Source organism: Bacillus sp. DX4.1 (assembly GCF_030348195.1).
In the GTDB taxonomy this organism is placed as follows: domain Bacteria; phylum Bacillota; class Bacilli; order Bacillales; family Bacillaceae_G; genus Bacillus_A.
Map to the genome: position 1 here is coordinate 4,365,901 of NZ_JAUCFT010000008.1, position 20,607 is coordinate 4,386,507.

Here is a 20,607-nt window from a genome sequence, read left to right on the forward strand (position 1 = left end):
TCATATTGTAGCACGAATCATTGTGAATGCATTCACATATTATGACCTATTTGTGAACTTTTTCACAGATAGGAGAAAGTTATCGTATCAGGTATGGAATCAATCTCAATGGAAGCCTTTTCTTTAGATTGTGAAAAAGCTTATTTCAGTGCGCTCTCACAATTTGTTCCTTAAAAGTAAGTGGAAAAAATCTTCTTTTTCTGACCAATAATAAAGTGAAACTTTAATCAGTGGGTTTTTTTCATCCCCCACCTAACTTCTTTGTTCTTTGCTGAATTTTGAGGTGGGGATATTACTGCCCGTTAACGCGGAATAAATCCCAGTATTTACAAATAGATCAATCCTATTATAAAATTAGACTGAACGGTCGGTTTAATTGATATGATAAGGAGTGAATAAAATGAAGGATCATGTTATAACATTACAAGACGGACGCACTTTAGCATATATAGAGTATGGACAAACAAATGGATTGCCAGTAATGCTGTTCCATGGTACACCTGGTTCAAGAATTTGGGCATTGAAAGATGATATGGTTGCAAAGCGATTAGGCATACGGCTTATTTCCATAGATAGACCTGGATACGGACTCTCTGATCCAAAACGTAATAGAACCGTTTTAGATTGGGCTGATGATGTGAATGAGCTAGCAGATCAACTACAGCTTCAAACTTATTCTATTATAGGTGTATCAGGCGGTGGAGCTTATGCAGCAGCTTGTGCTTACAAAATCCCTGAACGTTTGCAATGCGTAAATATGGTTTCTAGTGTAGCTCCATTTGAAAATGAGAAGCCTCCAGCTAGCATGTGCCGTGAAAATCGAATCGCTTTCTTTATCTCCAAACGATTACCTTGGATATTAAAATGGGCTTATCGTTCACAAAAAAAGCAAATGGAAAAGAATCCTGAAAGATATATACGGTCAATGAAAAAAGGTGACACCCATTTATGTAAATGGGACCAACAGTTCATCAAAACGGATGAAGATATTAAAGTAGCTATGATTCATATGAAAGAAGCTCTGCGAAATAGTGTAGATGAAGCTGTAACAGAACCTGCACTCTTAGCAAAATCTTGGGGATTCACTTTTAAAGATATTTCTATCCCTATGCATATTTGGCATGGTACAGCTGACACTTTAGCTTCCATAGAAGAAATAAAAAAAGTAGCAGCAGATATTCCCTATGTAACAACCCACTATATAAAAGATGCAGGACATTTTTTACCCGATGATCCTCACATATGGGAATCTATTTTACAAACAATCATTAATGTTACAAATTATAAAGACACCTCAGAAACATCATTTTATACTAAATAAAAAAAGAGATAGCAGATTATGCTATCTCTTTTCGTATGACCCGTACGGGATTCGAACCCGTGTTACCGCCGTGAAAGGGCGGTGTCTTAACCGCTTGACCAACGGGCCAAAATATATGGCAGAGAAGAAGGGATTCGAACCCTCGCACCGCGTAAGCGATCTACTCCCTTAGCAGGGGAGCCCCTTGAGCCACTTGGGTACTTCTCTATATGGCTCCGCAGGTAGGAATCGAACCTACGACCGATCGGTTAACAGCCGATAGCTCTACCGCTGAGCTACTGCGGAATAATGGTGGGCCTAAATGGACTCGAACCATCGACCTCACGCTTATCAGGCGTGCGCTCTAACCAGCTGAGCTATAGGCCCAAAACCAAAAGCGGGTGAAGAGAATCGAACTCTCGACCAGAGCTTGGAAGGCTCTTGTTTTACCACTAAACTACACCCGCATAAAAATGGTGAGCCATGAAGGATTCGAACCTTCGACCCTCTGATTAAAAGTCAGATGCTCTACCAACTGAGCTAATGGCTCATTTAAACAAAATAAGCAATCACCAAATGAAATATAATGGTGGCTCGGGACGGAATCGAACCGCCGACACGAGGATTTTCAGTCCTCTGCTCTACCGACTGAGCTACCGAGCCAAAAATAAATGGCGGTCCCGACCGGGGTCGAACCGGCGATCTCCTGCGTGACAGGCAGGCATGTTAACCACTACACCACGGGACCATTGGTTGCGGGGACAGGATTTGAACCTGCGACCTTCGGGTTATGAGCCCGACGAGCTACCAGACTGCTCCACCCCGCGACGATACAATATTCTTTTAGAAAAAATGGAGGAGGTAGAGGGATTCGAACCCCCGCGCGACTCTCGCCGCCTGTCGGTTTTCAAGACCGATCCCTTCAGCCAGACTTGGGTATACCTCCGAGATATTTACTTTAAATGGTGGACCTTGTAGGACTCGAACCTACGACCGGACGGTTATGAGCCGTCTGCTCTAACCAGCTGAGCTAAAGGTCCTTTATGGTAGCGGCGGAGGGGATCGAACCCCCGACCTCACGGGTATGAACCGTACGCTCTAGCCAGCTGAGCTACACCGCCATAATAAAGTTAAGTGGAGCCTAGCGGGATCGAACCGCTGACCTCCTGCGTGCAAGGCAGGCGCTCTCCCAGCTGAGCTAAGGCCCCATGACTAACTATCGGGAAGACAGGATTCGAACCTGCGACCCCCTGGTCCCAAACCAGGTGCTCTACCAAGCTGAGCCACTTCCCGTTAAGAAAAAACGCGCCCGAGAGGACTCGAACCCCTAACCTTTTGATCCGTAGTCAAACGCTCTATCCAATTGAGCTACGGGCGCATATGGTGCCGAGGGCGGGGGTCGAACCCGCACGGTGGTCACCCACCGCAGGATTTTAAGTCCTGTGCGTCTGCCTGTTCCGCCACCCCGGCATGTCATATTGAAAATTGGAGCGGAAGACGGGATTCGAACCCGCGACCCCAACCTTGGCAAGGTTGTATTCTACCACTGAACTACTTCCGCAAGACATGTATGAGTTATAAAATTAAAAGTGCGGGTGAAGGGAGTCGAACCCCCACGCCAAAGGCGCCAGATCCTAAGTCTGGTGCGTCTGCCAATTCCGCCACACCCGCATATTATCTTTTTTAAAAAATGGGGCGACTGATGGGAATCGAACCCACGAATGCCGGAGCCACAATCCGGTGCGTTAACCACTTCGCCACAACCGCCATAGTTACTGGTGCCGGCTAGAGGACTTGAACCCCCAACCTACTGATTACAAGTCAGTTGCTCTACCAATTGAGCTAAGCCGGCAATATATGGTGGAGGATGACGGGCTCGAACCGCCGACCCCCTGCTTGTAAGGCAGGTGCTCTCCCAGCTGAGCTAATCCTCCACTTTGCCTGGCAACGTCCTACTCTCACAGGGACAAGGTCCCAACTACCATCGGCGCTAGAGAGCTTAACTTCCGTGTTCGGTATGGGAACGGGTGTGACCTCTCTGCCATCATTACCAGACTATATTTATTTGAGACAATCATTATTATACTTGATTGATTTAAAAAGTCAACAAGTTTTTTTATATTCTCTCAAAACTAGATAACACAAGCATTCATATTATATGGTTAAGTCCTCGATCTATTAGTATTCGTCAGCTCCACATGTCACCATGCTTCCACCTCGAACCTATCAACCTGATCATCTTTCAGGGATCTTACTAGCTTACGCTATGGGAAATCTCATCTTGAGGGGGGCTTCATGCTTAGATGCTTTCAGCACTTATCCCTTCCGCACATAGCTACCCAGCTATGCCCTTGGCAGAACAACTGGTACACCAGCGGTGCGTCCATCCCGGTCCTCTCGTACTAAGGACAGCTCCTCTCAAATTTCCTGCGCCCACGACGGATAGGGACCGAACTGTCTCACGACGTTCTGAACCCAGCTCGCGTACCGCTTTAATGGGCGAACAGCCCAACCCTTGGGACCGACTACAGCCCCAGGATGCGATGAGCCGACATCGAGGTGCCAAACCTCCCCGTCGATGTGGACTCTTGGGGGAGATAAGCCTGTTATCCCCGGGGTAGCTTTTATCCGTTGAGCGATGGCCCTTCCATGCGGAACCACCGGATCACTAAGCCCGACTTTCGTCCCTGCTCGACTTGTAGGTCTCGCAGTCAAGCTCCCTTATGCCTTTGCACTCTACGAATGATTTCCAACCATTCTGAGGGAACCTTTGGGCGCCTCCGTTACACTTTAGGAGGCGACCGCCCCAGTCAAACTGCCCACCTGACACTGTCTCCCGGGTCGATGAGACCCGTAGGTTAGAATTTCAATACAGTCAGGGCGGTATCCCACCAGCGCCTCCACCGAAGCTAGCGCTCCGGTTTCAATGGCTCCCGCCTATCCTGTACAAACTGTACCAAAATTCAATATCAGGCTACAGTAAAGCTCCACGGGGTCTTTCCGTCCTGTCGCGGGTAACCTGCATCTTCACAGGTACTATAATTTCACCGAGTCTCTGGTTGAGACAGTGCCCAAATCGTTACACCTTTCGTGCGGGTCGGAACTTACCCGACAAGGAATTTCGCTACCTTAGGACCGTTATAGTTACGGCCGCCGTTTACTGGGGCTTCAGTTCAGAGCTTCGCTTGCGCTAACCCCTCTCCTTAACCTTCCAGCACCGGGCAGGTGTCAGCCCCTATACTTCGCCTTACGGCTTCGCAGAGACCTGTGTTTTTGCTAAACAGTCGCTTGGGCCTATTCACTGCGGCTTTCCGTTAAGAAAGCACCCCTTCTCCCGAAGTTACGGGGTCATTTTGCCGAGTTCCTTAACCAGAGTTCTCTCGCACACCTTAGGATTCTCTCCTCGCCTACCTGTGTCGGTTTGCGGTACAGGCACCTTTTATCTCGCTAGAAGCTTTTCTTGGCAGCGGGGAATCAAAGACTTCGCTCCATAAGGAGCTTCCCCATCACAGCTCAGCCTTCACGATAAGCGGATTTGCCTACTTATCAGCCTAACTGCTTGGACGTGCACAACCAATCGCACGCTTCTTCTATCCTTCTGCGTCCCTCCATTGCTCAAACGATAAAGAGGTGGTACAGGAATATCAACCTGTTGTCCATCGCCTACGCCTGTCGGCCTCGGCTTAGGTCCTGACTAACCCTGAGCGGACGAGCCTTCCTCAGGAAACCTTAGGCATTCGGTGGACGGGATTCTCACCCGTCTTTCGCTACTCATACCGGCATTCTCACTTCTAAGCGCTCCACCAGTCCTTACGGTCTGACTTCACTGCCCTTAGAACGCTCCCCTACCACTGATACCATAGGTATCAATCCGCAGCTTCGGTGGTGTATTTAGCCCCGGTACATTTTCGGCGCAGAGTCACTCGACTAGTGAGCTATTACGCACTCTTTAAATGGTGGCTGCTTCTAAGCCAACATCCTAGTTGTCTAAGCAACTCCACATCCTTTTCCACTTAATACACACTTTGGGACCTTAGCTGGCGGTCTGGGCTGTTTCCCTTTTGACTACGGATCTTATCACTCGCAGTCTGACTCCTAAGGATAAGTCATTGGCATTCGGAGTTTGACTGAATTCGGTAATCCGATGAGGACCCCTAGTTCAATCAGTGCTCTACCTCCAAGACTCTTACACTTAAGGCTAGCCCTAAAGCTATTTCGGGGAGAACCAGCTATCTCCAGGTTCGATTGGAATTTCTCCGCTACCCACACCTCATCCCCGCACTTTTCAACGTGCGTGGGTTCGGGCCTCCATTCAGTGTTACCTGAACTTCACCCTGGACATGGGTAGATCACCTGGTTTCGGGTCTACGACCACGTACTAAACGCCCTATTCAGACTCGCTTTCGCTACGGCTCCGCCTCTTCAGCTTAACCTCGCACGGGATCGTAACTCGCCGGTTCATTCTACAAAAGGCACGCCATCACCCATTAACGGGCTCTGACTATTTGTAGGCACACGGTTTCAGGATCTCTTTCACTCCCCTTCCGGGGTGCTTTTCACCTTTCCCTCACGGTACTGGTTCACTATCGATCACTAGGGAGTATTTAGCCTTGGGAGATGGTCCTCCCAGATTCCGACGGAATTTCACGTGTTCCGCCGTACTCAGGATACATTCAAGAGGGAACGAAGTTTCGACTACAGGGTTGTTACCTTCTATGACGAGCCTTTCCAGGCTGCTTCGTCTACCCCGTTCCTTTGTAACTCCGTATAGAATGTCCTACAACCCCAAGAGGCAAGCCTCTTGGTTTGGGCTAGATTCCGTTTCGCTCGCCGCTACTCAGGAAATCGCATTTGCTTTCTCTTCCTCCAGGTACTTAGATGTTTCAGTTCCCTGGGTCTGTCTTCCATACCCTATGTATTCAGGTAAGGATACCATACCATTACGTATAGTGGGTTTCCCCATTCGGAAATCTTCGGATCAAAGCTTACTTACAGCTCCCCGAAGCATATCGGCGTTAGTCCCGTCCTTCATCGACTCCTAGTGTCAAGGCATCCACCGTGCGCCCTTTCTAACTTAACCAAAATTAATTAAAAAAATATGAGCTACACTGTTATCTAGTTTTCAAAGAACATACATTTCGAGAGATTTAGTTCTCTCAAAACTGAACGAAACGAAACAAGTCAACGTATATTGATGAACTGCGTTCATCAATTCTCCATAGAAAGGAGGTGATCCAGCCGCACCTTCCGATACGGCTACCTTGTTACGACTTCACCCCAATCATCTGTCCCACCTTAGGCGGCTGGCTCCATAAAGGTTACCCCACCGACTTCGGGTGTTACAAACTCTCGTGGTGTGACGGGCGGTGTGTACAAGGCCCGGGAACGTATTCACCGCGGCATGCTGATCCGCGATTACTAGCGATTCCAGCTTCATGTAGGCGAGTTGCAGCCTACAATCCGAACTGAGAACGGTTTTATGAGATTAGCTCCACCTCGCGGTCTTGCAGCTCTTTGTACCGTCCATTGTAGCACGTGTGTAGCCCAGGTCATAAGGGGCATGATGATTTGACGTCATCCCCACCTTCCTCCGGTTTGTCACCGGCAGTCACCTTAGAGTGCCCAACTAAATGCTGGCAACTAAGATCAAGGGTTGCGCTCGTTGCGGGACTTAACCCAACATCTCACGACACGAGCTGACGACAACCATGCACCACCTGTCACTTTGCCCCCGAAGGGGAAGCCCTATCTCTAGGGTTTTCAAAGGATGTCAAGACCTGGTAAGGTTCTTCGCGTTGCTTCGAATTAAACCACATGCTCCACCGCTTGTGCGGGCCCCCGTCAATTCCTTTGAGTTTCAGCCTTGCGGCCGTACTCCCCAGGCGGAGTGCTTAATGCGTTAACTTCAGCACTAAAGGGCGGAAACCCTCTAACACTTAGCACTCATCGTTTACGGCGTGGACTACCAGGGTATCTAATCCTGTTTGCTCCCCACGCTTTCGCGCCTCAGTGTCAGTTACAGACCAGAAAGTCGCCTTCGCCACTGGTGTTCCTCCATATCTCTACGCATTTCACCGCTACACATGGAATTCCACTTTCCTCTTCTGCACTCAAGTCTCCCAGTTTCCAATGACCCTCCACGGTTGAGCCGTGGGCTTTCACATCAGACTTAAGAAACCACCTGCGCGCGCTTTACGCCCAATAATTCCGGATAACGCTTGCCACCTACGTATTACCGCGGCTGCTGGCACGTAGTTAGCCGTGGCTTTCTGGTTAGGTACCGTCAAGGTGCCAGCTTATTCAACTAGCACTTGTTCTTCCCTAACAACAGAGTTTTACGACCCGAAAGCCTTCATCACTCACGCGGCGTTGCTCCGTCAGACTTTCGTCCATTGCGGAAGATTCCCTACTGCTGCCTCCCGTAGGAGTCTGGGCCGTGTCTCAGTCCCAGTGTGGCCGATCACCCTCTCAGGTCGGCTACGCATCGTTGCCTTGGTGAGCCGTTACCTCACCAACTAGCTAATGCGACGCAGGTCCATCTACAAGTGACAGCCGAAGCCGCCTTTCAATTTCGCACCATGCAGTGCAAAATGTTATCCGGTATTAGCCCCGGTTTCCCGGAGTTATCCCAGTCTTGTAGGCAGGTTACCCACGTGTTACTCACCCGTCCGCCGCTAACTTCATAAGAGCAAGCTCTTAATCCATTCGCTCGACTTGCATGTATTAGGCACGCCGCCAGCGTTCATCCTGAGCCAGGATCAAACTCTCCAATAAAGTTAGTTTGTCTAGCATCATAAAAATAAAAATTGACGTTGCACGTTGTTTGTTTCGTTCAGTTTTCAAAGAACTTGTTTGCCGCTCATTTGCGACTTCCTTATGTTAACATCCTTGTATTTCGATGTCAACCAAGTTTTTAATTTTATTTGTCGCTTTCTGCTGTTTTGCATCGGCGACGGTTATTAATATAGCATGTAAAAAAACGAAATGCAACACCCTTTTGAATTTTTTTTTAAAAGTAACCAACTTTTATGTTCCACACCATATACTTAAAGAAAGCGGCTCTTTCCTTACATAAGAAAACTTACTTTCATGGCTATTCCCTTCATTTCTTACCGCTATATTATCTCAATCCTCATCATCTTAATGTGAAACTCTTATACGATTTAAAACTTTCACTTTATAAAGCGAAACTTCCATCTACCTAGTTTTGCTGCTGTTATAGCAGAATAGATTTAAGAGGGAGGTAAAAACATGGACTATGCCGATTTATTAATTAAGCTAGGCCTCTCTGCTATTTTGGGATTTGCCATCGGCTTAGAAAGGGAGTTAAAACGAAAACCCCTTGGTTTAAAAACTTGCTTAGTTATTTCTATTATTAGTTGTCTCCTTACTATTGTTTCTATTAAGGCTGCTTATAATTTACCTCATTCCAGTCGTATCACCATGGATCCACTTCGCCTAGCTGCTCAAATTGTATCCGGAATCGGTTTTTTAGGTGCCGGTGTTATTTTAAGAAGAGGAAACGACAGTATTGCAGGTCTGACTACAGCCGCTATGATTTGGGGAGCCTCTGGTATTGGTATTGCTGTAGGAGCTGGTTTTTATCTAGAAGCAATTTTCGGAATGTGCTTTCTTATGATTAGTGTCGAGCTTATTCCATTAGCAATGAAATTTTTAGGACCCAAATCATTTCGGCAGAGAGAAATTGCTGTAAAACTTGTTGTGAGTAGAATGGACAAAATCCCTACAGTTATTGACGAAATAAAAGAGATGGATATTAAAGTTAAGAACATAAAATTGAAAGCATTAGAAAACGGCTCTCACTTCTTACAATTAAAACTGTCTGTTGATCAAAAAAAGCATACAGCAGATGTGTATTATGCGATTCAGCGCCTCGAAAGTGTACAACAAACTGAAGTGGAGAGCATATAACATGTGTTCATGCCCCTTCATACATCCATCCGGATAAAAACTCTCTTATACGAAGGAGAGTTTTTCTTTTTTTCATAATGGCAACAATGTAGCTATATGGAATGAGGAGGAATACAAATTTGAACTCACGAAGCAGCATTTTAGACGCATTTCGAAACTCGATTATCGTCCGCTTAGTTACCTTAATTATCATACTTATTGTCTTTTTTGGTTTTCTCATGTATCAGTTAGAACCAAAACACTTTTCCACATGGTTTGATGGCATATGGTGGGCGCTTGTCACAACATTTACTGTCGGATACGGCGATTACGTTCCACACACACCTCTAGGGAAACTTGTCGCAATGCTTCTCATTTTATTAGGAACCGGATTTGGTTCTTACTATATGGTATCATTCGCTACCGAGATGGTTAGCAAACAATATATGAAAATAAAAGGCGAAGAGGCAGCTTCTTGTCATGGACATATGATTGTTGTCGGCTGGAATGAACGGGCAAAACATGTTGTTAGTCAAATGCATGCTTTGCAACCAAATCTCGATATTGTACTCGTAGATGAAACGCTCCCAATGCTCCCAAAATCATTTCAGCATCTTCAATTTATTAAAGGTTGTCCGCACCATGATCATACTCTACTAAAAGCAAATATCAGTACAGCCCATACAATCTTAGTCACAGCAGACAAAGAAAAAAGCGAAAGCTTAGCTGATACACAGTCCATTTTAAATATTTTAACCGCGAAAGGATTAAATCCTACTATTTACTGTATTGTGGAATTACTTACTTCTGATCAAATTCAAAATGCCACAAGGGCAGGAGCAACAGAAATTATTGAAGGAAATAAATTAACAAGTTATGTCTTTACCGCTTCTCTTTTATTTCCTTCAATTTCTGGTGTGCTCTTTACACTTTACAATGAAATTACAGAAAATAAATTACAACTTCTAAACACTGCTTCAACATACTTTGAGAAAACATTTGAGTTCTGCAGTAATTCATTTTTAAAACAAGACATTCTATTACTAGGTATACAGCGTAATGGACAATATCATATTAATCCTGTCCATTCATTTGTAATTACTGAAGGAGATATATTCATCGTCATTAAACATTAAAAAGGTGCTTTTCCACTTCTCGTACCAATACTTTTCCAATCTCAATGTACTTTTCTTCTATATCGCCATCAGGATTTTTCGGCTCTGCAAATTGGTCTAATGCTGTTACCCCTGCTGCAAACGTATTAGCCTGATCATCTAGTTCGTCTTGATATATATGGGAAAGAAGATATGGTTGATCAAGACGAACAACTACCCCTTCCACATCAAGCTCTCCTTCTACCGCTGTGAAAGGTACCCGTAAAAATTGATACCCCTCTTCCTCATCTATTTTATAATCGAAACAGCCTTTATCGTAATCCCAATTTCCGCCGATTGTATAACCAAGCGGTTTTAATACTTGTTCCAATTTGAAGAGAGCATATGTATGTCCCTCTAAATCCGATTGAATTGGAATCAAATCTCTCATCCTTTCCGCAATATTTTTTTCTAGCATGCCCTATAAGATATTGAAATAACAAAAGAGGTGTTAGGATTTTCCTAACACCTCTTTTCATATAAGCAGCTTTCACTTTTCTACTGTCCAGCTCCAATGGCTAGAATGGTCGGTGGCTTCGCTTCTTCCTGCGAGGTATAAACCACCTCTTACTCAGAAGCTCCATCCCCCTCTCATTCTGAACGAGCCATTTCCACTTTTCTTATTTCAAACGTTCTTCTAGCTGTGCTTTTAATTCTTCAAATCCTGGTTTTCCAAGAAGAGCAAACATATTTTTTTTGTATGCTTCTACACCTGGTTGATCAAATGGATTTACGCCTAGTAAATAGCCGCTCATCGCACATGCTTTTTCGAAGAAGTACACAAGGTAACCAAATGTATACTCATTCAATTCTGGAATGTTTACGATTAAGTTTGGTACACCGCCATCGCTATGTGCAAGTAATGTACCTTCGTATGCTTTTGTGTTAACGAATTCTACCGTTTCACCAGCAAGATAATTTAATCCATCTAAATCGCTCTCATCTAATTCGATTTTTAGTTCATGTGTAGATTTCCCTACTTTTAGAACCGTTTCAAATAGATCGCGGCGTCCTTCTTGAATGTACTGACCTAATGAATGTAAGTCAGTTGAGAAGTTTGCTGAGGATGGGAAAATTCCTTTTTGATCTTTTCCTTCACTTTCACCAAATAATTGTTTCCACCATTCAGCAAAGTAATGAAGTGCCGGCTCATAGTTTACAAGCATTTCAATTGTTTTTCCTTTATTATATAGAGCATTACGTACAACTGCATATTGGTAAGCTGGGTTTTCTTCAAGCTCAGACTTTGCAAAATCATCGTGAGCCACAGCCGCACCTTGCATCATCTCTTCAATATTTAAACCACTTACTGCAATTGGTAATAAACCAACTGGTGTTAATACAGAGAAACGGCCACCAACATCATCTGGAATTACGAATGTTTCGTATCCTTCTTCATCAGCTAATGTTTTTAAAGCACCACGCGCTTTATCAGTTGTTGCATAAATACGTTTGCGTGCTTCTTCTTTTCCATATTTCTCTTCTAATAATTTACGGAAAATGCGGAATGCAAGAGCAGGTTCTGTTGTTGTACCTGATTTGGAAATGACGTTAATGGAGAAATCTTTACCTTCTAATACATCCATTAAATCTTTCATGTAAGTGGAGCTAATGTTTTGTCCAACAAATAGCACTTGTGGAGTTTTGCGTTGTTCTTTAGAAAGCGTATTATAGAAAGAATGGTTTAACATTTCAATTGCTGCACGTGCTCCTAGGTAAGAACCACCAATACCAACAACAAGTAAGATGTCCGTGTCATTTTTAATTTTCTCAGCACTTTTTTGAATGCGAGCAAATTCTTCTCGATCATATTGAAGCGGAAGTTCTATCCAACCTAGAAAATCGTTTCCAGCTCCAGTTTTTTCATGGATTGCATGATGTGATACTTTTACTGCATCACGTAAATAAGTTAGTTCTTGTTCACTGATGAACGATAACGCTTTAGAATAGTCGAACGTTACGTGTGTGCTCATCTTTTTCCCTCCAATTATGTATATGTATTTCTGTATTCACTTTAGCGAAACTGCAGTTGTAAATCAAGCGATTGGAGAATTGTAAACGTATCCATTATTTATTTTTTGAAAAAAGTTCATTTTTTGCATGAAAATACGTCACTTTCTGTATAGATGTATATACAATTTATAATAAAGTAAAACTTTGGTCAGTGGAGTTTTCTTCATCCCCTACTAATCATTAGTTGAACAAATCGGGGTATTACTACCCGCGAATAGCAGGATAAAAATTCTTTTTGCATAAGAACCGCAAAATATATGCATTCTATTAGAGAAGCAATTCACATAAAGTGAAACTTCGAACTTTATGGTGAATTTTTAACACTCATGAGAGCTGGATATAAAGAAGCTTTTATTTACTCATGCTTCAAATTTAAGGAGGTACTATTCAAAATGAGTACTTTACAACGTATTGCATTAGTATTTACTGTAATCGGTGCCGTCAACTGGGGACTTATCGGGTTCTTTCAATTTGATTTAGTAGCAGCAATCTTTGGCGGGCAAGGTTCAGCCCTTGCGCGAATTATTTATGGTATCGTTGGTATTTCTGGATTAATTAACCTTGGTTTATTATTTAAACCATCTGAAGCATTTGAAACACGTCCAGAAACACGCGAAGTCCGATAATCCTAACTCAATATTGATTTAAGAAAACACACTATATCAACGACTCTCCCTTTCCATCCGACATACAAATATGATTGCATGCAATCATATTTGCCAATATATATCATAACTATAGTAAAAGAGGATAGCTAAGCTATCCTCTTTTACTTTGTGAGCTGCGATTCTTCAATCCACTCTGTTAATTTTTCACGTAATGTATTGAATCCTTTATCAGATGGATTTGGCACAAGGATCTTTCCCTGCTTTCGCTTAGCTGCTTTTAACGACAAACTCATTTTTCCGTGCTCTTTATCAATTGAAAGTACCTTTACTTCTACTGCATCCCCGACCTTTAAAAAGTCATGAATATCTTTTACATACCCATTTGTAATTTCGGATATATGCACAAGACCTTGCGTTCCTGCATCCAATGCTACAAATGCACCGTAATCTTGAATTCCAGTCACTTTCCCTTTCACAACCACTCCTGTTATGTATTGTTCTGACATAAGAAACACTCCTATACATTTACCAGTTTATATTAGTAAATTATACCACCAGCCTCCGTTTCATTCAAAAGTCACGAAAAAATTTTCCTTACTACGTATAATTTTTAAATATTGGGATAGAATACTAACACATGGCTTTCTAGTATTCCCCCCCTTTTATGGACAAAACGTATTCTGTTTTGTCCTTTTTTTATTTTCTACAAATCGTTTCATTCGCTTCATCGCTTCCATAAGTTGCTCAAGTGAAGTCGCATAGGAACAACGTATAAATCCTTCTCCACTCTCACCAAATACACTTCCAGGTACAACGGCTACTTTTTCTTCTAAAAGCAACTGTTCCGCAAATTCCGCTGAGGACAGACCCGTTGAAGAAATAGACGGAAATACATAAAATGCTCCACCTGGTACATGGCATGTTAAACCCATCTCATTAAAAGAGGTCGTCATAAAGTTACGTCGTTTTTTATAACTTTGTCTCATGCGAATCACTTCATCGTTACCAAAGCGAAGTGCTTCTAACGCTGCGAATTGAGACATCGTTGGTGCACACATCATCGAATACTGATGAATTTTCAGCATCAATTCCGTAAAATGAACAGGAGCAGCAATCATACCAAGGCGCCATCCCGTCATAGCAAACCCTTTTGAAAAACCAGAAATTAAAATAGTATGATTCCGCATATTGGTAATGCTAGCAAAACTCGTATAAGCCTCGTCGTAAACAAGTTCTGCATAAATCTCATCAGATAGTACAATAAGATTATATTTTTTTACAATTTTCGCTAATTTCTCTAATTCTAATGGATTTAAAAGTGCTCCTGTCGGATTGTTTGGGGAACAAAGTAAAATTGCCTTTGTTTTCGTTGTAATCGCCGATTCAATTTGTTCTGGCTGCACTTTAAATGCATTTTCTAAAGAAGTTGCAACCGCTACTGGCACGCCGCCAGCTAATGTAACAAGCGGTGCATAGGATACGAAGCTTGGTTCAATAATGATGACTTCATCACCAGGATTTACAATTGCTCGCATTGCAACATCTAACGCTTGGCTCGCTCCAACTGTGACAATAATTTCTTCATTTGGATCATATGAAACATGAAATTGCTTTTGAAGATACTTTGATATTTCTTGACGTAGTTCAAGTAATCCTGCATTTGCAGTATATGATGTATATCCCTCTTCTAATGAGCGAATGCACGCTTGCCTTACATTCCACGGTGTAACAAAATCTGGCTCTCCAACTCCAAGTGAAATAACACCTTTCATACCAGCTGCTAAATCAAAAAACTTGCGGATGCCGGATGGTTGTAAAGACTGTGCTGTTCTTGATAGTTCAAACTGGTTCATGGTGTCACCACAATTCGTTTATCATCATCAGTTTTGTCATAAATAATGCCCTCATGTTTATACTTTTTCAAAATAAAATGTGTAGTTGTTGAAACAACCGATTCAATTGTTGCTAACTTTTCTGAAACAAATGTTGCAACTTCACTCATACTTTTTCCCTCTAATGTAATAGAAAGATCATATGTCCCTGACATTAAATAAACGGATTTCACTTCTGGATAGCGATAAATTTGCTCTGCAACAGAATCGAAACCTACCCCATGCTTTGGTGTAACTTTCACATCAATCATCGCTGTTAACCCTGTATGTTCCTTCACCTTTGTCCAATCGATATGCGTAACATAATCAACGATGATTTCTTCCCTTTCTAATTTCTCAATCATCATTTTTACTTCTTCTAGTTCTATATTTAGCATTTTCGCTAACGTTTCCACAGATAAACGGCTATTTTTCTCAAGACAAGCTAATAGTTCTAATTCTTTTTCAGTCATCGTACTCTTCACCCTTCCTTTCGTTTGTTTCTAAATTATACAGATACCCTTTTATGTTTGAAAAGAAGATTTTTTTAGAGAATTATGTAAAAATAAAAAAAGAAAGGGGATGGAACTGTGAAACCAAAAGTATTTATTGCTGAACGTGTTCCAGAATTTGTAGAAACATATATCTCTGAGCATTGTGAATATGAAAAGTGGGATAATAGTGAAAAAATACCGCATGATATTCTATTAGAAAAAATAAAGGATAAACATGGGTTACTCAATTTCGGATCAAAAATTAACGAAGAATTATTACAGGCAGCTCCTCACCTCAAAGTGGTTAGCAACATTTCTGTTGGATATGATAACTTCGATTTACAAGCGATGAAAAGCAGAAATGTCATCGGAACCAATACACCTTACGTATTAGACGATACAGTGGCCGACCTTGTTTTTGCTCTTATGCTATCGGCTGGCCGCCGCATATGTGAGCTCGATTCTTACGTAAAAAATGGAAACTGGAATGCTGAAATTAAACAAGAACATTTCGGATTAGATGTACACCATGCAACCATTGGCATTATTGGAATGGGCCGAATTGGAGAAGCTGTTGCAAAGCGAGCAAAATTCGGATTTGATATGGATATTCTTTATTACAACCGGCGCCGCAAAGAAAATGCAGAAGAAAAATTTGATGCAACATATTGCGATTTACATACACTGCTACAGCAATCTGACTTTATTATTCTTCTTACTCCTTTAACAGAAGAAACGTATCACCTCATTGGCGAAAAAGAATTTTCAATAATGAAAGAAACGGCAATCTTTATTAATGCTTCTCGTGGTAAAACAGTGGATGAAGCTGCATTAATTGATGCCTTACAGCAAAAGAAAATCTTTGCCGCAGGCATTGATACATTTACACAAGAACCAGTTGCAATAAACAATCCACTCTTATCTTTACCAAATGTCGTTACTCTGCCGCACATTGGATCAGCTACATTAAAAACAAGACAAAACATGGCGATGACAGCAGCAAAAAATTTAGTGACAGGATTACAAGGACAAACGCCACCCAATGTTGTACGTGGATAAAATTCAAATACACAAAAGGTAAGATGGACTCCCATCTTACCTTTTTTTGTTAACATAATTTTTTTCGTGCTGGAGATGATATGAACAAAAATCAATGGAGTGACAAAAATGAAACACGAGACAGAGCTTCCTTATTCCACTTTTTCCACTCATGGTACTATCGTTCATTACGAGTTATATGAACACAGCAATAAAAAAGAACGACCAACTTTCGTACTCATTCACGGTTTTCTCTCGTCCTCGTTTAGCTACCGACATTTAATTCCGCTCCTTACGAAAGAAGGAACCGTTATTGCTCTTGATTTGCCACCGTTTGGAAAAAGTGATAAATCGAATCATTTCACGTATTCTTATCATAATTTAGCTACTATTATCATCAACCTAATCGAATACTTACAATTGCAGAATATTGTTTTAGTCGGTCATTCAATGGGTGGACAAGTCTCACTATATGTAAGCCGGTTACGCCCCGATTTAATTACAAAAACGATATTACTATGTAGCTCCAGTTATTTAACACGTGCGAATTTACCGCTTATCTACTCTTCCTATTTGCCTTTTTTTCATCTTTACGTGAAAAACTGGATCATAAGACGAGGAATTGTTCACAACTTAATGAATGTTGTTCATGACCATTCTTTAATTGATGATGAAATGATGGAAGGCTATGCTGCCCCCTTTTATGATAATCGAATTTTCCCCGCTTTAACTCGAATGATTAGAGATCGCGAGGGAGATTTATCATCAGCTGAATTACGTGAAATCGAAACCCCAACTCTACTTATCTGGGGCGAAAAAGATCGCGTTGTTCCAGTTCACGTCGGTCGTCGCTTACACGAAGACTTGCCTAACTCCTATTTTATTTCATACGAAAATACCGGACATTTACTACCCGAAGAAAAGCCGCAGCATGTATTTGAAGAAATCATCACATTTTCTGCACAGTAAACTGTTACTTCATTCAGGCTCTAACAGGCTATTAGAGTCTGATCCATATATTGTATTCACTATTTACATTACATCTTTATAAAGTGACACTTTTCTCAGTAGGAATTTCTTCATCCCCACTGAGAAAAGTTGAACAAATCGGGCTCCTATGGGCTGTTTCTTACCTACCTAATTTCTTTGTTATCTGCAGAACTTTGAGGTGGGGGTAATGCACGTTAATACGAAATAAAAAAATAAGCAGGAGTAAACTCCTACTTATTACAATGAACAGCTTCCACCTTCTTTTAATACTAAGAGCTCATTCGTTAATTTCTCACATTTCTCAATGGATGGGATTTCTTCAAATGACATAAAGTAAATATGCTGTATTTTTTTTGCAATGTATTTTGGATCATCAAATGCACTTACCACGTACACAACATCGCTTGCTTCCGTTTCATAAAATTCAGGTCCCATTTGAAAGGGATCCCAATTCTTCACCAGTTCTACCATCTTTTCGTATGTCCCCATTTACTTCCCGCCTTTTCCTATTTTTCACTCTTTTCTTTATCGTATCATATCAGCTATGCTAGAAGAAATAAGGGAACTTTCACAAGATGCTACACTGAAGAAGAAGGGAGCAAGAAATATGGAACAGTTTCACAAGACGCTAAATCGCCGTGGTACCCATAGTACAAAGTGGGATACCTATCAAAATGAAGACTTTCTTCACGCTTGGATTGCAGATATGGATTTTCCGATTCCAAAACCAATTCAAGTTGCATTACAAAAACGGCTCCAGCATCCTATTTTCGGATATACACTGCCGCCTAAGGAGATGACAGATGTCATTTGTCATTGGACAAAAACAAAATACAATTGGGATATAAATAAAGAATGGATTGTATTTAGTGCTGGGATTGTTCCAGCTCTTAGCGTGGCTGTGCAAGCTTTGACAAACGAGAACGATACTGTTCTCGTGCAACCGCCTATCTATCCGCCGTTTTTTGACATGGTCACAAAGAATCAACGACATGTATGCGAAAGCCCCTTACGTTTTCACAATGGTACATATGTAATGGATTTTGAGCATTTAGAAGCACAGTTTCAGCAAGGCGTTACATTTATGCTACTTTGCAGTCCCCATAACCCAGTTGGACGCGTCTGGACAAAAAACGAACTCACACAACTCGGGGCACTATGCAATCAATATAATGTAACAGTTATAGCAGATGAAATTCATGCAGATATTATTTTTTCTAATCATACACATACACCATTCGCTTCTCTATCAGAACAATTAGCTTTGCGCACCATTACCTGCATCGCTCCAAGTAAAACATTTAATATCGCAGGTTTACAAGCATCTGCTATTATTATTCCAGATAAAAAACTTCGCCATGCTTTTACAGCAGTACAACAACGACAAGGATTTCACGGATTAAATACGTTCGCTTACACAGCTATGCAAAGTGCTTATACAGAATGTAATGAATGGTTAACACAAGTACTTATATATATAGAAGAAAATGCTCGTTTCGCTCGTGAGTTTATTGAACAGCATATCCCTGCACTTTCTGTCATTCAATCAGAAGGTACCTTTTTACTGTGGATCGACTGCTCACGCCAAAATCTTTCTCAGAAAGAACGAACAAAAAAACTAGAAGAAAAGGGAAAAATCATCGTCGATCCTGGAGAAAAATACGGTACTGGTGGAGAACATCATATTCGTATAAATATTGGCTGTCCAAGAGCAACCTTAGAAGAAATACTTCACAGACTCCAATATACATTTTCATGATAAAGTGAAACTTTGATTAATAGGGAATTACTGCCCGCGAATAGCGAGATAAAAACAGAAAAAGCTACCTCTGCAACGGTAGCTTCTATTTTTTCTTAGCAGCGGATACCTTTTCTACAATTACACCACAAGCAATCCTGTTTCCTGAATTCCCAGCAGGCTGTGTCATACCATCGTCAGGGTTTTCAGTAATAATAATGGACGCACCATTTTTTTGGTGTATCGTTGTTTTCCCTTTTTCAAGAGATACTTGAGGCGCTTGAATTTCCGCTTTAATCATACCTTTATCATCTGCAATTACATTAGGTAAATCTCCATTTTCTGCACCTTTGGGATTCATGAGTCCATGCTTCTTTTCATTTGGATTAAAATGATTACCAGCTGAAATAAAACTAGGGGCTTTACATTCCCCAATTTCATGAATATGTAACCCATGAGGTCCCGGTGTGAATCCTTCTGCCTTAATGGATACTTTCACGCCACTTGTTTGTTGCGCTACTTTCGCTGTGCCTACTTTATCACCAGAGGCATTATATAACTGCACATCAATTTCTTTTGGGGTTCCCTTTGCACAACCTGTTGCAAGAAACAGCATACAACAACCGAATAAAAGCTGTTTTTTCATAACAATTCCCTCCAAGATACATTCTGCCCTTAGATTGTCCGAGCTTAAAGGGAAACATACAAAAACAAATCAGCGTTTCTTTTCGGCTAATAACGTCTGTTCCAGCTTCTGCATGCGCTCCGCTTCTCGCTTCGATACGCGAATAAACATACGCCATGTTGCAATCGCACCGATTATAAATAAAAAACAAACAATTGCTGGTATAATATACTCTGTTTTATCTTCCGGAAAATATAAAGGCATCATAAAGGACACTCCCTTGTCTTTTACTTTCTACAATCTATTATACATAAAATTCAGATAAATATTTTATTTGACTCTCTTTTTCACATTTCTTACTATAAACTTGAGGTGAAAAATATGAACGAAACATTGCAAATTGGTGAAATTGTTACTGGCATCTATAAAACAGGAAAGTATATTGGTGAAATTACAAATATCCGTCCTGCACAATACGTTGTCAAAGTATTAGCCGTTTTAAAGCATCCAACGCAAGGTGATTTACATAATGTGAAGCAGGCTGATGTACTGTTTTTCCATGAAAGACGTGCTCTAGCATTTCGAGAGCAAACAAATATTCCGCAGCAAATGGTGAAAAAGTATGAAGGTAGCGTACCGGATTATAAAGAATCTTTGCAAATGGCATTGGAAACACAAATGGCTACATTCCAAGAAGACGATTCTCCCTTTGCACAGCGTAGTTTACAAACGCTTCAGCAATTAAAACAAGATTACAAACTGTAAAGTGAAACTTTAATCAGTGGGGATTTTCTTCATCCCCATTGATCATTAGTTCAACCAATCGGACTTTTACAGGAAGTTTATCCTTTTTGCGGAACTTTGA

General features: G+C 41.7%; 16 protein-coding genes, 21 tRNA genes and 3 rRNA genes. 8 read left to right on the plus strand and 32 right to left on the minus strand.

Annotation, left to right across the window (positions count from 1 at the left end):
- The first annotated feature begins 400 nt into the window (after window positions 1–400).
- On the plus strand, window positions 401–1,321 hold the full coding sequence (locus tag QUF99_RS25220) for an alpha/beta fold hydrolase (RefSeq protein ID WP_289373785.1): 921 nt from the start codon (window positions 401–403) through the stop codon (window positions 1,319–1,321).
- 36 nt (window positions 1,322–1,357) lie between these two features.
- Here the strand turns inward: QUF99_RS25220 and QUF99_RS25225 are convergent.
- The 24 genes from QUF99_RS25225 to QUF99_RS25340 form a co-directional block, all read right to left on the minus strand.
- A tRNA-Glu gene (locus tag QUF99_RS25225) sits at window positions 1,358–1,429 on the minus strand.
- Between the two features lie 8 nt (window positions 1,430–1,437).
- Window positions 1,438–1,528: transfer RNA gene (locus QUF99_RS25230), tRNA-Ser, on the minus strand.
- 3 nt (window positions 1,529–1,531) lie between these two features.
- A tRNA-Asn gene (locus tag QUF99_RS25235) sits at window positions 1,532–1,606 on the minus strand.
- A gap of 4 nt (window positions 1,607–1,610) precedes the next feature.
- Window positions 1,611–1,687 (minus strand) — tRNA-Ile (locus tag QUF99_RS25240).
- Between the two features lie 9 nt (window positions 1,688–1,696).
- Window positions 1,697–1,767: transfer RNA gene (locus tag QUF99_RS25245), tRNA-Gly, on the minus strand.
- Window positions 1,768–1,774: 7 nt separating this feature from the next.
- Window positions 1,775–1,850: transfer RNA gene (locus tag QUF99_RS25250), tRNA-Lys, on the minus strand.
- A gap of 37 nt (window positions 1,851–1,887) precedes the next feature.
- A tRNA-Phe gene (locus QUF99_RS25255) sits at window positions 1,888–1,963 on the minus strand.
- 9 nt (window positions 1,964–1,972) lie between these two features.
- Window positions 1,973–2,048 (minus strand) — tRNA-Asp (locus tag QUF99_RS25260).
- A gap of 2 nt (window positions 2,049–2,050) precedes the next feature.
- Window positions 2,051–2,127, minus strand: a tRNA-Met gene (locus tag QUF99_RS25265).
- A gap of 26 nt (window positions 2,128–2,153) precedes the next feature.
- A tRNA-Ser gene (locus tag QUF99_RS25270) sits at window positions 2,154–2,246 on the minus strand.
- Window positions 2,247–2,263: 17 nt separating this feature from the next.
- Window positions 2,264–2,340 (minus strand) — tRNA-Ile (locus QUF99_RS25275).
- 4 nt (window positions 2,341–2,344) lie between these two features.
- Window positions 2,345–2,421: transfer RNA gene (locus QUF99_RS25280), tRNA-Met, on the minus strand.
- A 14-nt stretch (window positions 2,422–2,435) separates the two neighbouring features.
- Window positions 2,436–2,508: transfer RNA gene (locus tag QUF99_RS25285), tRNA-Ala, on the minus strand.
- 11 nt (window positions 2,509–2,519) lie between these two features.
- Window positions 2,520–2,593 (minus strand) — tRNA-Pro (locus QUF99_RS25290).
- An 11-nt stretch (window positions 2,594–2,604) separates the two neighbouring features.
- Window positions 2,605–2,678, minus strand: a tRNA-Arg gene (locus QUF99_RS25295).
- 3 nt (window positions 2,679–2,681) lie between these two features.
- Window positions 2,682–2,770 (minus strand) — tRNA-Leu (locus tag QUF99_RS25300).
- A 16-nt stretch (window positions 2,771–2,786) separates the two neighbouring features.
- Window positions 2,787–2,861 (minus strand) — tRNA-Gly (locus QUF99_RS25305).
- A 29-nt stretch (window positions 2,862–2,890) separates the two neighbouring features.
- Window positions 2,891–2,971, minus strand: a tRNA-Leu gene (locus QUF99_RS25310).
- 20 nt (window positions 2,972–2,991) lie between these two features.
- Window positions 2,992–3,067 (minus strand) — tRNA-His (locus QUF99_RS25315).
- Window positions 3,068–3,076: 9 nt separating this feature from the next.
- Window positions 3,077–3,152: transfer RNA gene (locus QUF99_RS25320), tRNA-Thr, on the minus strand.
- Between the two features lie 6 nt (window positions 3,153–3,158).
- A tRNA-Val gene (locus QUF99_RS25325) sits at window positions 3,159–3,234 on the minus strand.
- Between the two features lie 5 nt (window positions 3,235–3,239).
- A 5S ribosomal RNA gene (gene rrf / locus QUF99_RS25330) occupies window positions 3,240–3,355 on the minus strand.
- A 103-nt stretch (window positions 3,356–3,458) separates the two neighbouring features.
- Window positions 3,459–6,380 (minus strand): 23S ribosomal RNA (locus tag QUF99_RS25335).
- A 142-nt stretch (window positions 6,381–6,522) separates the two neighbouring features.
- Window positions 6,523–8,074: ribosomal RNA gene (locus QUF99_RS25340) — 16S ribosomal RNA — on the minus strand.
- The 16S, 23S and 5S rRNA genes sit together here with 21 tRNA genes alongside, the layout of an rRNA operon.
- A 477-nt stretch (window positions 8,075–8,551) precedes the next feature.
- On the opposite strand from QUF99_RS25340, the gene QUF99_RS25345 reads away from it, so the two are divergent.
- Entirely contained in the window at window positions 8,552–9,232 is a 681-nt protein-coding gene (locus QUF99_RS25345) for an MgtC/SapB family protein (RefSeq protein ID WP_289373787.1), read from the plus strand.
- A gap of 119 nt (window positions 9,233–9,351) precedes the next feature.
- Entirely contained in the window at window positions 9,352–10,347 is a 996-nt protein-coding gene (locus tag QUF99_RS25350; RefSeq protein ID WP_289373789.1) for a potassium channel family protein, read from the plus strand.
- On the opposite strand, the gene QUF99_RS25355 is transcribed toward QUF99_RS25350, so the two are convergent.
- Together QUF99_RS25355 and QUF99_RS25360 are read right to left on the minus strand one after the other, a co-directional pair.
- Entirely contained in the window at window positions 10,337–10,747 is a 411-nt protein-coding gene (locus QUF99_RS25355; protein WP_289373790.1) for a YugN-like family protein, read from the minus strand. The genes QUF99_RS25350 and QUF99_RS25355 overlap by 11 nt on opposite strands.
- Window positions 10,748–10,985: 238 nt before the next feature.
- Window positions 10,986–12,338 (minus strand): glucose-6-phosphate isomerase, encoded by a 1,353-nt coding sequence (locus QUF99_RS25360; protein ID WP_289373791.1) that lies wholly within the window; start codon window positions 12,336–12,338, stop codon window positions 10,986–10,988.
- 432 nt (window positions 12,339–12,770) lie between these two features.
- On the opposite strand from QUF99_RS25360, the gene QUF99_RS25365 reads away from it, so the two are divergent.
- Entirely contained in the window at window positions 12,771–13,004 is a 234-nt protein-coding gene (locus tag QUF99_RS25365) for a DUF378 domain-containing protein (protein ID WP_289373792.1), read from the plus strand.
- 143 nt (window positions 13,005–13,147) lie between these two features.
- Here the strand turns inward: QUF99_RS25365 and yugI are convergent, their stop codons facing one another.
- The 3 genes from yugI to QUF99_RS25380 all read right to left on the minus strand — a co-directional run bounded on the left by yugI (window position 13,148) and on the right by QUF99_RS25380 (window position 15,330).
- Entirely contained in the window at window positions 13,148–13,492 is a 345-nt protein-coding gene (gene yugI, locus QUF99_RS25370; protein ID WP_289373794.1) for a S1 domain-containing post-transcriptional regulator GSP13, read from the minus strand.
- Window positions 13,493–13,648: 156 nt separating this feature from the next.
- The gene (locus QUF99_RS25375; protein ID WP_289373795.1) at window positions 13,649–14,839 is read right to left on the minus strand and encodes an aminotransferase; all 1,191 of its coding nucleotides are present in this window, start codon (window positions 14,837–14,839) and stop codon (window positions 13,649–13,651) included.
- A complete protein-coding gene (locus tag QUF99_RS25380) occupies window positions 14,836–15,330 on the minus strand; it encodes an Lrp/AsnC family transcriptional regulator (protein ID WP_289373796.1) in 495 nt (164 codons plus the stop codon). The genes QUF99_RS25375 and QUF99_RS25380 overlap by 4 nt, the downstream gene beginning before the upstream one ends.
- Before the next feature lie 117 nt (window positions 15,331–15,447).
- On the opposite strand from QUF99_RS25380, the gene QUF99_RS25385 reads away from it, so the two are divergent.
- Together QUF99_RS25385 and QUF99_RS25390 are read left to right on the plus strand one after the other, a co-directional pair.
- Window positions 15,448–16,410 carry a 2-hydroxyacid dehydrogenase gene (locus QUF99_RS25385; RefSeq protein ID WP_289373797.1) on the plus strand — a complete coding sequence of 321 codons (963 nt, stop codon included), beginning with the start codon at window positions 15,448–15,450 and terminating at the stop codon, window positions 16,408–16,410.
- A 108-nt stretch (window positions 16,411–16,518) separates the two neighbouring features.
- Window positions 16,519–17,358 (plus strand): alpha/beta fold hydrolase, encoded by an 840-nt coding sequence (locus QUF99_RS25390; protein WP_289373798.1) that lies wholly within the window; start codon window positions 16,519–16,521, stop codon window positions 17,356–17,358.
- A gap of 258 nt (window positions 17,359–17,616) precedes the next feature.
- On the opposite strand, the gene QUF99_RS25395 is transcribed toward QUF99_RS25390, so the two are convergent.
- Window positions 17,617–17,868: a DUF1871 family protein gene (locus QUF99_RS25395; RefSeq protein WP_289373800.1), complete on the minus strand. Its 252-nt coding sequence runs from the start codon at window positions 17,866–17,868 to the stop codon at window positions 17,617–17,619.
- A gap of 118 nt (window positions 17,869–17,986) precedes the next feature.
- Between QUF99_RS25395 and QUF99_RS25400 the strand changes: the two genes are divergently transcribed.
- Window positions 17,987–19,138, plus strand: a complete 1,152-nt coding sequence (locus tag QUF99_RS25400; RefSeq protein WP_289373802.1) for a MalY/PatB family protein — start codon at window positions 17,987–17,989, stop codon at window positions 19,136–19,138.
- 85 nt (window positions 19,139–19,223) lie between these two features.
- Here the strand turns inward: QUF99_RS25400 and QUF99_RS25405 are convergent, their stop codons facing one another.
- Complete coding sequence (locus QUF99_RS25405) at window positions 19,224–19,763, minus strand: superoxide dismutase family protein (protein WP_289373803.1); 540 nt, start codon at window positions 19,761–19,763, stop codon at window positions 19,224–19,226.
- A gap of 69 nt (window positions 19,764–19,832) precedes the next feature.
- The gene (locus QUF99_RS25410) at window positions 19,833–20,009 is read right to left on the minus strand and encodes a hypothetical protein (protein ID WP_286122464.1); all 177 of its coding nucleotides are present in this window, start codon (window positions 20,007–20,009) and stop codon (window positions 19,833–19,835) included.
- A gap of 114 nt (window positions 20,010–20,123) precedes the next feature.
- Between QUF99_RS25410 and kapB the strand changes: the two genes are divergently transcribed.
- Entirely contained in the window at window positions 20,124–20,507 is a 384-nt protein-coding gene (gene kapB / locus QUF99_RS25415) for a kinase-associated lipoprotein KapB (protein ID WP_289373805.1), read from the plus strand.
- Window positions 20,508–20,607 lie beyond the last annotated feature (100 nt).

Excerpts from the sequence above, each read along its gene's own strand:
- QUF99_RS25220 (WP_289373785.1), top strand. The coding sequence starts at position 401 with ATGAAGGATCATGTTATAACATTACAAGACGGACGCACTTTAGCATAT.
- QUF99_RS25345 (WP_289373787.1), top strand. The coding sequence starts at position 8,552 with ATGGACTATGCCGATTTATTAATTAAGCTAGGCCTCTCTGCTATTTTG.
- QUF99_RS25360 (WP_289373791.1), bottom strand. The coding sequence starts at position 12,338 with ATGAGCACACACGTAACGTTCGACTATTCTAAAGCGTTATCGTTCATC.
- QUF99_RS25365 (WP_289373792.1), top strand. The coding sequence starts at position 12,771 with ATGAGTACTTTACAACGTATTGCATTAGTATTTACTGTAATCGGTGCC.
- yugI (WP_289373794.1), bottom strand. The coding sequence starts at position 13,492 with ATGTCAGAACAATACATAACAGGAGTGGTTGTGAAAGGGAAAGTGACT.
- QUF99_RS25375 (WP_289373795.1), bottom strand. The coding sequence starts at position 14,839 with ATGAACCAGTTTGAACTATCAAGAACAGCACAGTCTTTACAACCATCC.
- QUF99_RS25380 (WP_289373796.1), bottom strand. The coding sequence starts at position 15,330 with ATGACTGAAAAAGAATTAGAACTATTAGCTTGTCTTGAGAAAAATAGC.
- QUF99_RS25390 (WP_289373798.1), top strand. The coding sequence starts at position 16,519 with ATGAAACACGAGACAGAGCTTCCTTATTCCACTTTTTCCACTCATGGT.
- QUF99_RS25395 (WP_289373800.1), bottom strand. The coding sequence starts at position 17,868 with ATGGGGACATACGAAAAGATGGTAGAACTGGTGAAGAATTGGGATCCC.
- QUF99_RS25400 (WP_289373802.1), top strand. The coding sequence starts at position 17,987 with ATGGAACAGTTTCACAAGACGCTAAATCGCCGTGGTACCCATAGTACA.
- QUF99_RS25405 (WP_289373803.1), bottom strand. The coding sequence starts at position 19,763 with ATGAAAAAACAGCTTTTATTCGGTTGTTGTATGCTGTTTCTTGCAACA.
- QUF99_RS25410 (WP_286122464.1), bottom strand. The coding sequence starts at position 20,009 with ATGATGCCTTTATATTTTCCGGAAGATAAAACAGAGTATATTATACCA.
- kapB (WP_289373805.1), top strand. The coding sequence starts at position 20,124 with ATGAACGAAACATTGCAAATTGGTGAAATTGTTACTGGCATCTATAAA.